Source organism: Lysinibacillus sp. fls2-241-R2A-57, assembly GCF_030209535.1.
In the GTDB taxonomy this organism is placed as follows: Bacteria; Bacillota; Bacilli; order Bacillales_A; family Planococcaceae; genus Lysinibacillus.
Genome location: NZ_JARVRU010000049.1, coordinates 14,178 through 26,292, shown reverse-complemented (window position 1 = coordinate 26,292; position 12,115 = coordinate 14,178). Strand labels below are relative to the sequence as shown.

Below are 12,115 nucleotides of genomic sequence, written 5' to 3'. Positions count from 1 at the left end.
TATAATCTTATTATTCGCCTTTTCTCTTATTCCAATCCGCTAAAAATCCTTCAATTCCTTTTTCCGTTAATGGATGGTTGAAAAGTTGCTTTAACACTTTAAATGGAGTAGTTGAAATATGTGCACCAGCAAGTGCTGCCGCCGTTACATGCTGCGGATGACGAATAGATGCAGCAATAATTTGCGTGTCGATATTATGAATTGTGAAAATATCTGCAATTGTTTCGATTAGCTCTACACCATTTTGACCCATATCATCTAAACGACCGATGAACGGTGATACATATGTTGCACCCGCACGAGCAGCCATTAATGCTTGGTTTGCACTAAAAATTAATGTTACGTTCGTTTTAATACCTTTGTCTGCAAAGAAGCGACACGCCTCTAAGCCAGCTGGAGTCATTGGTAATTTAACTGTAATATTCGGAGCAATAGCAGCTAATTCTAAGCCTTCTTTAATCATACCTTCTGCATCAAGAGCAATTACTTCCCCACTCACTGAGCCGTCTACAAGCTCTGAGATTTCACGAAGTCGATCATGGAAAGAAACATTCTCTTCTTTAGCAACTAATGATGGGTTTGTTGTAACGCCTGATAAAATACCCCATGCGTGTGCTTCTTTAATCTCTTCGAAATTTGCTGTATCAATGAAAAATTTCATAATATTCCCTCCTGATCACTGTTTAGGTTCATCATCATGCTTAAGGTTAATTTCCGTTCCGACTGAGCGTTTTTCTGGATGCATTCAGTCTTCACTCCAATCAACTTATTCACACGACATGCGTTTAATAAATGTCATCCTCAACTTTAATGATGAGCCTTATAATTGAATATTTGCCAAAAATTTTTTATTTCAAAAACAAGAGAAGGTCGATAACAGCATCAACGCTTCTCTTATTATGTGTAGTCATCTATACTTTTTTAACTTATTAAATGCAAAAATTATGCTTTTTGTGCACTGCCGAATTCGCGGATTTTCCCAGTTACAGTTGCTTTAATCGCTTCACGTGCTGGTGCAAGGAATTTACGAGGATCATAAACAACTTTATCGTTATCAAGAATTTCGCGGATTACTTTTGTTGCAGCAATTTGATTTTCAGTATTAACGTTAATTTTTGCTGTACCTAATGAAATTGAACGTTGGATATCTTTTGTTGGGATACCTGTACCACCATGTAATACTAATGGAAGGTCAGCTAAGTTAGAGATTTCTTCCATTTCTTTAAAGCCTAAATTTGGTTCTCCTTTGTAAGGACCATGTACAGAGCCAAGAGCTGGTGCTAAGCAATCGATATCTGTTAACTCAACCATTTTACGGCATTCTTCTGGATCCGCGTACATAATACCACCGATTACACCATCCTCGTCTCCACCAACTGTACCAAGCTCTGCTTCAACAGAAACATTCTTAGAATGCGCGTATTCAACCACTTTAGATGTAATTGCAATGTTTTCTTCGAATGGATGATGAGATGCATCAATCATAACTGAAGTGAAGCCAGCGTCAATCGCTTCTTTACATTTTTCAAAGCTTGAACCATGGTCAAGATGAATAGCTACTGGTACTGTAGTGCCATAAGATTCCATTAAACCTTTTACCATGTGTACAACGGAGATAAATCCGCCCATATATTTACCTGCGCCTTCTGAAACGCCTAGAATAACTGGAGATTTTTCTTCTTCTGCTGCTTGTAAAATTGCTTGAGTCCACTCAAGGTTGTTGATGTTGAACTGACCAACTGCATAACCTTCTGCCTTTGCTTTAATTAACATCTCTTTCATAGATACTAATGCCATACTAAAAATCCTCCTCTATAGGACTATTCTTTCTACATAAATATGCTATTTAATCATAGCAAAAATAACAGCCCCTGAAAAGCAGGGGCTGTTATTTTCTACACGAAAGCGGAGTGGAACGGAGCGACAGTGTCCAACCGTAGTGTAGTGCAACGGAACGGAGGTTACGCGAAAGCGAAGAGCAACGTAGCGACAGCGTCTTCTTTTCTGCACGAAAGCGAAGCGCAACGGAGGTCTCGCGAAAGCGCAGCAGCAGCGTCTTCTTTTCTGTACGAAAGCGAAGTGCAACGAAGCGGCAGTGTCCAACCGTAATGTAGTGCAACGTAACGGAGGTTCAAGCCCCCATGCGGTCAGATAGTGTTGCATGAAGGTAGATGTCGATATTTTTCGAAAGTTGGTCGATAAATTAAAAAAGTTGGGTGATAAATTTAAAAAGTTGGTGGATAAATCGATAAAGTTGGTCGATAAACAATCAAAAGTTCTCGATAAATCTCAAAACTGCAGCTCATTAAAGATTTGTGTCGCTATCATTGCGCTGCAGAAAAATAAAAGCGGCTCATCGGAAAGCGCCCAGTTGGAACGGAAACCAACCACACGTTATAGTGATGAGCCATTTATTGTGGAAGCAAAATGAAAGTGAAACGGTAGAAAACTTCTACTAATCGTATAATAACCATGAAAAACAGGCGGTGTTAACCACTGCCTGTTCATCTAAACCTGTAATGTTTTATTAACCTCATCACGCACTTCAAAAATATCAAAAGGCTTAGTAAAATATCGAATTGCGCCTAAATCTAATGCTTCCTGTACAACATCCAGTTCACCATAAGCAGTCATCATGAATACTGGAAGTTGTGGCCACTTCTCTTTTAAGCGCTTTAAAATTTCAATACCATCCATCCCCGGAATTTTCATATCTAATAGGACACAATCCATTTCTTCTTCTGCATATCGCAGTGCTTCAGTACCATTTGCAGCTAAGTATGTAACATAACCTTCTTTTTTCAACACTTCATTTAAAAGCAAACGAATTCCAGGTTGATCATCAACAATTAGTAATCGTTTCACATTTCATTCCGCCCTTTTTGAGTTATTATTCTTGCAAAAAAAAACTTCCTATATTATGTATTATTCTCCTTCAATAGCTTAATACCTTCTAGTATTATAAATTATCTACTTTTGCTTTATGCTCTTTTCAAACATATAATATTGATTGAGGTGGGACCATGTCAAAAATTCTAACAACACAACTTAGTGGATTATTACAAAGAATAACACAAAATGAAGAGGAAGCTATCGAAGAAACAGCACGATTACTTGCACAAGCAGGTATTGGTGAAGGTAACGTCTATTTCGCATGCTTTGGTGAAATGCAAGTTGTCGAATTAAATGCATGTCATGCAGTTGAACGTTTTAGCAAACTAGTACCGTGGACAAAGGATACAATGATAACGGAAGCTGATCGTGTATTCATTTTCACACGGAGTGCACATGATGAAGAAGCATTAGCTTTAGCACAACAACTCAATAACAATTTTATTCCGTTTGCAGCAGTTGCTAGCGAAGTAGCGGATTCTGAAAACCCACTAGCAGATTTAGCGTATACGTATATTTCTACACGCATACGTGGTGGTTTATTACCGAACGATTTAGGAGAGCGCATAGTTGTGCCACATGCTATTGCTGCCCTTTTTGTTTATGAAGCAGTAAAAATTGCGTATGATGAAATGCTTGGTCTTGATGACGAAGAGTTATAAAGAATCTATAAAAAGAGTTGTCTCTGCGTTTGAGACAACTCTTTTTATATAGGAATACTTTGAAGATTTATCGGAATAATCTCGGTTTGCCGGAAAACAAAAAGAGTTGTCTCAGTGCTTGAGACAACTCTTTTTTCATTATTTGAATGTTGCTCCGATAAAATCACGGAACAATGGTTGTGGACGGTTTGGACGTGATACAAGTTCAGGGTGGAATTGGCATGCTACGAAGAAATTCTTTTCTGGTAACTCGATAATTTCCACTAATTTGCCATCGGGGCTTGTACCTGAGAAGATAAGGCCTGCTGCTTCCATTGCTTCACGATATTCATTGTTAAATTCATAACGATGGCGGTGGCGTTCATAAACAAGCTCTTTACCATAGGCTTGACTTGCCTTTGAGCCATCTTTTAACTTACATGGATATAAACCTAAACGTAATGTACCACCGATGTCTACACTGTCGTTTTGATCTGGTAGGAAGTCGATAATAGGATATTCTGTATTTGCATCAAGCTCTGTAGAATGTGCTCCTTGTAAACCAAGTACGTTACGAGCAAATTCAATTGTCGCAAGTTGCATACCTAGGCAAATACCTAAGAATGGTACATCATTTTCACGAGCATATTGTGTCGCTAAAATTTTACCTTCAACTCCACGATCACCAAAGCCACCTGGAACTAAAATTGCGTCAGCACCTTTTAATAGAGTAGCTACATTGTCAGCATCTACATGTTCTGCATTAATCCAGTCGATCTCAATATCAGAATTAAATGCATAGCCTGCATGTTTTAATGCCTCTACAACAGAAATGTAAGCATCTTGTAATTCTACATATTTACCTACTAATGCTACTTTTCGTTTATTTGGTAAGCTCTTCACTTTTGCTACAAGCTCACGCCATTCTTCCATATCCGCTTCTGGAGCGTCAATGCCAAAATGGTCAAGAACAATATCATCGAAATCTTGTGCATGAAGATTTAATGGTACTTCATATAAATGTTCAGCGTCGCGAGATTCAATAATTTCGTGTGGCTGAACATCACAGAATAAAGCTAGTTTTTCTTTCATATCCTGAGGCACTTCTTGCTCTGTGCGCACAACGATAATATTTGGTTGAATACCTAAAGAACGTAATTCTTTTACAGAGTGCTGAGTTGGCTTTGTTTTAAGCTCACCCGCAGCTTTAATATAAGGAATAAGCGTACAATGAACATACATTACATTGTTATGGCCTAAATTTGTTTTCATTTGGCGAATCGCTTCAAGGAATGGCAGTGATTCAATGTCTCCCACTGTTCCGCCTACTTCAGTAATAACAACGTCTGCATTTGTTTCACGACCAGCTCGTTGAATACGATCTTTGATTTCATTTGTAATGTGAGGAATTACTTGTACTGTTCCACCGTTGTAATCACCACGGCGTTCTTTTTGTAATACAGACTGATAAACACGACCTGAAGTTACAGTAGAATGTTTTCCTAGGTTAATATCAATGAAACGTTCGTAGTGACCTAAGTCTAAGTCAGCTTCAGCGCCATCATCTGTTACGAAAACCTCACCATGTTGATAAGGACTCATTGTACCTGGGTCAATATTGATATATGGGTCAAATTTTTGAATCGTTACTTCTAATCCACGATTTTTTAATAAACGACCTAGAGATGCAGCTACAATCCCTTTTCCAAGTGATGATACAACCCCACCTGTTACAAAAATATACTTCGTCATGAAAAAATTCCTCCTTATGTTGTACTAGAAATTGCTAGTAAGAAAAGTGCATTCACGTCCCTATGCTAAAACGATGCAAATGTCTCGACAGGATAAGAAAATTGATATTTCTTATCCCTAAAATAAGAAAAGCCGAGAATGCCTACAAAATTGTAGTCGATTCGAAGCTGTAATCGTTTCTATCTCTTTTCTACTTTCTTTTCTTTAACATTTATTCAGTCACTGATTACTATACATCATGAATGATTTAGAACATTTATATTCATTTCTGTAGCAATAAGCTTGGGAGAGTAAACTAAATAAAGTTAAAAAAACAAAAAAACGCCCCTCCTGCATAGGTTTGCAGGGGGAGCGTATTACATACACGGTCTTTCTCCTTTAATTAAGGAGCCCAAGTAAAAGATTAAACGTAACCGCGATAGAAGTCAAGATTTTTTACTACAAGTATAAAAGAAAGAAAATTCAAAGAGTCATTATCATCAATTATGCCTCAGCATAATTGCGTCCGGAATCGGCTTTGTACATGCACAAAGAACTCCTTTCCGATTTCCGTGACATCCGCCAGAGGCTTCTAACTTATTTCAACAGATGTTTGCTGAAATAAGTTAGTTTTCTTCCTCTTCGTCTTCAAATTCATCTTCATCTTCATCTTCATCAACAAAGTCTTCATCGATTTCCTCATCGATGTCTTCTATATCTTCTTCTTCTTCAAAATCAATATCTTCTTTATCATTATCTTCATCTAGCTCATCTTCTTCAACGAATTCTTCATAGTCTTCATCAAAGTCAATATCTTCTTCTTCTAAATCTTCTTCTAAATCTTCTTCATCTTCAAGGGCAGCTTTAGATTTTTTCTTATGAGTTTTAACAGAAGGAGCTGTTTCTTCTTCGATTTGTTCAACTTTATACCATTCACGTAAGCCCCAACCAGCCTCCTGATTAAATAAGAAGCGGCCATCTACATTTAAATCTGTGTAAAATTGTAGTAGGCGAGCTTTCATTTCTTCATCGCTATAGCCTGTAAATTCTTGAAGTATTGTTAATAAGTCATTAAAAGACACTGAGGCACGTTTTTCATTTAAAATTGCATAAGCTAAGTTAATTAACGATTCTTCCGTTAATTGTTCCTTTGTCATTTCACGAAAATTCATTCGTGCACTTCCTTTCCCTCATCACAATGGACGTTTTAAAATTATATTGCTTTATTTTCGGAGTGCAGCAAAAAAGGCCGCACAAAAGTAACTTTCCATATCATAAGCATAATACCCATTATATACAAAGTTTTATCCTCATTGCTAGCTTCAATTATTGGTTTTTTATATCACGCATTTTTTTTATCCCAAAGTAAAACAAATAGACAGATAATAATAATATCGGAATAGCGCCAAATTGCTTATCATAAAGGAAAATAACTCCTAGCACTAAAGCTAAAATAATCATGTAGTGAATAACTGATTTCATCAACTACTGCGCCTCCCCTTTTTTTACATTTCTATTATAACGGAATTAAAAAAAAGTGCCTAATCCTAAGACTAGACACTTAAAAATACAGAAGCATTTTGTATAAAATAGAATATATGCACGTTTACGATTTACATATTACGACGATATTGTCCGCCTACTTCATATAAAGCATTCGTGATTTGCCCTAAGCTAGCTACTTTTACGGTTTCCATAAGCTCCGCGAAAATATTGCCATTGTTTACAGCTACTTGTTGTAAACGAGCAATTGCCGCTTCCGTTTCACTTTCATGTTGCTTCCAGAAGGCATGTAAATTATGAATTTGTGTCTCTTTTTCTTCCGTTGATGCACGCGCAATTTCCATATTATCAATTTCGTCCTCCGAAGGTGGGTTCGGATTTAAGTATGTGTTTACACCAATGATCGGTAACTCACCCGAATGTTTTAGCATTTCGTAGTACATGGATTCCTCTTGAATCTTACCGCGCTGATATTGTGTTTCCATTGCACCTAGCACGCCACCACGATCATTGATACGATCGAACTCTTCTAGTACTGCTTCTTCTACAAGGTCCGTTAATTCTTCCACAATAAATGCACCTTGTAATGGGTTTTCGTTTTTCGCTAAGCCATGTTCCTTCGTAATAATCATTTGAATGGCCATCGCGCGACGTACAGATTCTTCTGTAGGTGTTGTAATTGCTTCATCATATGCATTTGTATGCAATGAATTACAATTATCCTGTAAAGCCATTAATGCCTGTAACGTTGTGCGGATATCATTAAAATCGATCTCCTGTGCATGCAAACTACGTCCAGATGTTTGGATATGATATTTTAGTTTTTGTGCACGTTCATTAGCGCCATACTTATCGCGCATAATAACTGCCCAAATACGACGTGCTACACGTCCAATAACTGTGTACTCTGGGTCAAGTCCGTTAGAGAAGAAGAATGATAGATTTGGCGCAAAATCATCAATATTCATTCCACGACTTAAATAATATTCCACATACGTAAAGCCATTTGCTAATGTAAAGGCCAACTGTGAAATTGGGTTCGCTCCAGCTTCAGCAATATGGTAACCAGAAATAGATACTGAGTAGTAATTACGCACTTTATGATCAATAAAGTATTGCTGAATATCTCCCATCATACGTAACGCAAACTCTGTTGAGAAAATACATGTGTTTTGCCCTTGATCTTCTTTTAAAATATCTGCTTGCACCGTTCCACGCACGACCTGTAATGTTTTCTCTCGTGTCTCCATAAATTCTTCAACTGTCAAAGGTCGACTAAGTTCTTTCTCACGTAGTTTCACTTGCTGATCAATAGCCGAATTCATGAACATCGCCAAAATAATCGGTGCTGGACCGTTAATTGTCATCGATACTGAAGTTGATGGTGCACATAAATCAAAGCCTGCATAAAGCTTTTTCATATCCTCTAGCGTACAAATGGATACACCCGATTCTCCAACCTTACCATAAATATCTGGTCGGTAATCTGGATCCTCACCGTATAGCGTTACCGAATCAAATGCTGTTGATAAACGTTTTGCATCATCATCCTTTGATAAATAATGGAATCGTTTATTTGTACGCTCAGGTGTACCCTCACCAGCAAATTGTCGCTTCGGATCTTCACCTTCACGTTTAAATTGGAATACCCCTGCAGTAAATGGGAATTCGCCAGGTACATTTTCTCTATAAACCCAACGTAAAATTTCACCGTAATCTACGAATTTCGGCAAGGCCACTTTAGGGATTTTTGTACCAGATAGGCTTGTTGTCTTTAAAATCGTACGAATTTCTTTATCACGAACTTTCGTTACAAATTCGTCCCCAGCATACGCTTCTTTTAAAGCTTGCCAATTATCTAAAATACGTTTGGACTCAGCCGTTAATTCATCTCTGACACCTTCTACTAAAGAAGTAAGAGATGCGATAAGTGCATCATTTGGCGCTTTTTCCTTAACCGCTGCAATAGCTCCTTCTAATTGGAATAGACGGCGAGCAAATCCAACTTGCTGCTCTGATTTTTTGTGATAGCCACGCACAGTATCCGTAATTTCTCGTAAATAATAACGACGATCGTTTGGAATAATAACATCCTGCTTCTGGGTTTTCGCAAATTGCTCATAACCCGTTTCCCAGTTACTTCCTGTATTCTTATTAATGATATTTACTAATGCAGCAAATAAAGCATTCGTTCCTTTATCATTAAATTGACTTGCAATCGTACCGTAAACAGGCATATTATCGATTGATTCATCCCAAAGCTCTCGCGAACGTTGGTATTGCTTCTGCACTTGGCGTAGCGCATCCTCAGAGCCTTTACGTTCAAATTTATTGATGGCAATCACATCTGCAAAATCAATCATGTCAATTTTTTCAAGCTGTGTCGGAGCACCAAACTCACTTGTCATAACGTACATGGATAAATCCGTATATTTCGTAATTTCCGCATCACCTTGACCAATACCACTTGTTTCTACAATGATTAAATCATAGCCCGCTACTTTCACTACATTTAGTACGTCCCCAATAGAAGCAGAAAGCTCTGTACGAGATCCACGGGTTGCTAAACTACGCATATATACTCGATTATTGAAAATCGCATTCATACGAATTCGGTCACCAAGTAAAGCCCCACCTGTTTTTTGCTTTGTCGGATCGACTGAAAGAATCGCTACCCGTTTATCTGGGAATTCTTTTAAGAAACGACGAATTAATTCATCCGTTAAGGAAGATTTACCCGCACCACCAGTTCCTGTAATACCTAAGACAGGTGTCCCTTTTGAGCGTTTGCGAGCTTCTTCTAGCATCTTATTCGTTTCCTCATCGTCATTCGACTCTGCAGCAGTTATTAAATTCGCTAAAATTTCGGGTGTATCTGTCGTTACAGCATCAAGCTTTTCTTGATAATTACCCGTAGCAGTTGGGAAATCAGTCCCTTTAATTTTCTCATTAATCATCCCTTGTAAACCTAAGACACGACCATCTTCCGGCGAGAAAATTCCTGCAATCCCATAAGCATGTAGCTCTTTAATTTCACGTGGTAAAATTACACCACCACCGCCACCATAAATTTTAATATGTGGCGCTCCTTTTTCACGCAACAAATCATACATATATTTAAAGTATTCCATATGTCCGCCTTGATAAGAAGATACCGCAATGCCTTGAGCATCCTCTTGAATCGCAGCATTTACGACTTCTTCCACGGAGCGGTTATGTCCTAAATGGATTACCTCTACACCGCTTGATTGTAAAATACGTCGCATAATGTTAACCGAAGCATCATGCCCATCAAAAAGACTCGATGCTGTAACAAAACGTACGTGATTTTTTGGACGATATACTTCTACCTTTGTCATATGAAATCCCCACTTTCTCCCCTTAATCAATTACACCTTTGTGTTAAATGAAAAGCTTTCTATTCATAAAAAAAGTCGGTAATTGCAATGTCGCTCTATGCAATTACCGACAACCCCTTAACGGAACGTATTAAAACCCCTTTATGCCTGAAATAAACAATGTTGTTTGCATTTCAATAAATTCGTCAATAGAGTGCTGACGGTGGAGCGCCCATTTACGGAATGCCCAGCTTTGTCCAGAAACAACTAAGTTATTTGCTGCCAAATGGATTTGTTTATCCGTCATCGTTATTTCACCTGACTGCACACAGCGTTTTAGTAATCGCTCAAAAGTAGCAACCATTTCAAATTCCTTACTAAATACGTAACGCTGTGCTTCTTTTGACAATGTTTTAGTTTCCTGATACATGATTGTCAGCTCATCAACCATACTATCAATTTGCAAGAAATACTCTCGAATCATTTCTTTTAACTCTTCTATAGTTCCTGCCTTAATCTCATAACTTGAAAGTCTCTCCATCGCATGGTGATAAATACTATCACATACTAGATACAGGACATCTTCTTTTGTACGAATATACTCATATAATGTACCGATACTAAAACCTGCAGCTTTTGCGATTTCTCTCGTCGTGGCACGATGAAATCCTTTTTCTTTAAATAGTTTAATGGCTCCCTCTATCATTTGTTCTCGACGAATGGCGATGAGATTTTCATCTTTTACCGTTGACTGTACTTGGGGTCTTTTATCTCTTTCTGTCATACGTTATTTTGTCAACATACGAGAGATTACAAGACGTTGAATCTCTTGCGTACCTTCGTAAATTTGTGTAATTTTTGCATCACGCATGAAGCGCTCAACTGGATAATCTTTTGTATAACCATATCCACCAAAGATTTGAACCGCCTCAGTCGTTGCACTCATCGCAGTATCGCCAGCCATTAATTTCGCCATTGCAGATGCTTTACCATAAGGTAGGCCATTTGATTCTAACCAAGCCGCTTGGTATGTCAGCAGTCGAGATGCTTCAATTTGAGTTGCCATATCCGCTAGTTTAAAAGATACACCTTGGTTAGCAGTAATCGGTTTACCAAATTGTACACGTTCTTTACCGTATTCAATTGCTGCATCCAATGCCCCTTGTGCAATACCTACAGCCTGAGCCGCAATACCGTTACGTCCTCCATCAAGTGTTGTCATCGCAATTTTGAAGCCTTCTCCCTCAGCTCCAAGCATGTTTTCTTTTGGAACGCGACAGTTATCAAAAATAATTTCAGTTGTAGGAGATGAACGAATCCCTAGTTTTTTCTCCTTCTTCCCTACGGAGAAACCTTCAAAGCCTGCTTCAACGATAAAAGCAGTTGTGCCATGTTTAGCTTCTGGATCCGTTACTGCAAATACAACATATGTATCTGCTACTCCACCATTCGTAATGAAAATTTTCGAGCCGTTTAAAATATAATCATCGCCGTCAAGTTTTGCATACGTTTTCATGCCACCAGCATCAGAACCTGATCCTGGCTCTGTTAAGCCATATGCACCGATATGTTTACCTTCTGCCATTGGACGAAGGTATTTTTGTTTTTGTTCTTCATTACCGAATTTATAAATCGGCCAACCAGCAAGCGAAGTATGTGCTGATAAAGTTACCCCTGTTGAAGCACATACACGTGATAATTCTTCTACAGCAATAACATATGCAAGATAATCAAAGCCTGCACCACCGTATTCTTCTGGCCATGGAATACCTGTTAAACCTAGCTCCGCCATTTTATCGAAAATTGCACGATCAAACTCTTCATTCTCGTCACGTTCCGCTGCTGTCGGTGCCACTTCATTAATAGCAAAATCACGAATCATTTCACGTAATTGTTCATGCTCTTCTGTTAATTGAAAGTTCATTGTCCATTTCCCCTTTTTTAATTAGACTCTGTTCTTGCTAAACTGTTGATTTTTATATTTGATATCGTTTTCGTGGTTATTGCCTA

General features: G+C 38.2%; 12 protein-coding genes. 3 read left to right on the top strand and 9 right to left on the bottom strand.

Translation table 11 applies throughout. The features are described from left to right. Window positions 1–10: 10 nt before the first annotated feature. Window positions 11–661 (bottom strand): fructose-6-phosphate aldolase, encoded by a 651-nt coding sequence (fsa, locus tag QRN68_RS10480; protein WP_068986678.1) that lies wholly within the window; start codon window positions 659–661, stop codon window positions 11–13. 281 nt (window positions 662–942) lie between these two features. Then, the gene (locus QRN68_RS10475; protein WP_285396828.1) at window positions 943–1,797 is read right to left on the bottom strand and encodes a class II fructose-bisphosphate aldolase; all 855 of its coding nucleotides are present in this window, start codon (window positions 1,795–1,797) and stop codon (window positions 943–945) included. A 147-nt stretch (window positions 1,798–1,944) separates the two neighbouring features. On the opposite strand from QRN68_RS10475, the gene QRN68_RS10470 reads away from it, so the two are divergent. Further along, window positions 1,945–2,109: a hypothetical protein gene (locus tag QRN68_RS10470; RefSeq protein ID WP_285396827.1), complete on the top strand. Its 165-nt coding sequence runs from the start codon at window positions 1,945–1,947 to the stop codon at window positions 2,107–2,109. Window positions 2,110–2,161: 52 nt separating this feature from the next. Next, entirely contained in the window at window positions 2,162–2,431 is a 270-nt protein-coding gene (locus QRN68_RS10465; protein WP_285396826.1) for a hypothetical protein, read from the top strand. A gap of 77 nt (window positions 2,432–2,508) precedes the next feature. On the opposite strand, the gene QRN68_RS10460 is transcribed toward QRN68_RS10465, so the two are convergent. Then, window positions 2,509–2,865: a response regulator gene (locus QRN68_RS10460; protein WP_285396825.1), complete on the bottom strand. Its 357-nt coding sequence runs from the start codon at window positions 2,863–2,865 to the stop codon at window positions 2,509–2,511. 158 nt (window positions 2,866–3,023) lie between these two features. Here QRN68_RS10460 and QRN68_RS10455 point away from each other — a divergent pair, with 158 nt between their 5' ends. Continuing rightward, entirely contained in the window at window positions 3,024–3,554 is a 531-nt protein-coding gene (locus tag QRN68_RS10455) for a DUF2529 family protein (protein WP_285396824.1), read from the top strand. Window positions 3,555–3,692: 138 nt separating this feature from the next. Here the strand turns inward: QRN68_RS10455 and QRN68_RS10450 are convergent, their stop codons facing one another. From QRN68_RS10450 to QRN68_RS10425, 6 genes are all read right to left on the bottom strand, one after another. Then, window positions 3,693–5,285, bottom strand: a complete 1,593-nt coding sequence (locus QRN68_RS10450) for a CTP synthase (protein ID WP_285396823.1) — start codon at window positions 5,283–5,285, stop codon at window positions 3,693–3,695. Window positions 5,286–5,890: 605 nt separating this feature from the next. After that, a complete protein-coding gene (gene rpoE, locus QRN68_RS10445; RefSeq protein WP_285396822.1) occupies window positions 5,891–6,436 on the bottom strand; it encodes a DNA-directed RNA polymerase subunit delta in 546 nt (181 codons plus the stop codon). Window positions 6,437–6,590: 154 nt separating this feature from the next. Then, window positions 6,591–6,749, bottom strand: a complete 159-nt coding sequence (locus tag QRN68_RS10440; protein ID WP_285396873.1) for a hypothetical protein — start codon at window positions 6,747–6,749, stop codon at window positions 6,591–6,593. A 128-nt stretch (window positions 6,750–6,877) separates the two neighbouring features. Next, entirely contained in the window at window positions 6,878–10,126 is a 3,249-nt protein-coding gene (icmF, locus tag QRN68_RS10435) for a fused isobutyryl-CoA mutase/GTPase IcmF (protein WP_285396821.1), read from the bottom strand. Window positions 10,127–10,256: 130 nt separating this feature from the next. Beyond that, window positions 10,257–10,889 (bottom strand): TetR/AcrR family transcriptional regulator, encoded by a 633-nt coding sequence (locus tag QRN68_RS10430; RefSeq protein WP_285396820.1) that lies wholly within the window; start codon window positions 10,887–10,889, stop codon window positions 10,257–10,259. 3 nt (window positions 10,890–10,892) lie between these two features. After that, window positions 10,893–12,029: an acyl-CoA dehydrogenase gene (locus QRN68_RS10425; RefSeq protein ID WP_285396819.1), complete on the bottom strand. Its 1,137-nt coding sequence runs from the start codon at window positions 12,027–12,029 to the stop codon at window positions 10,893–10,895. Window positions 12,030–12,115 lie beyond the last annotated feature (86 nt).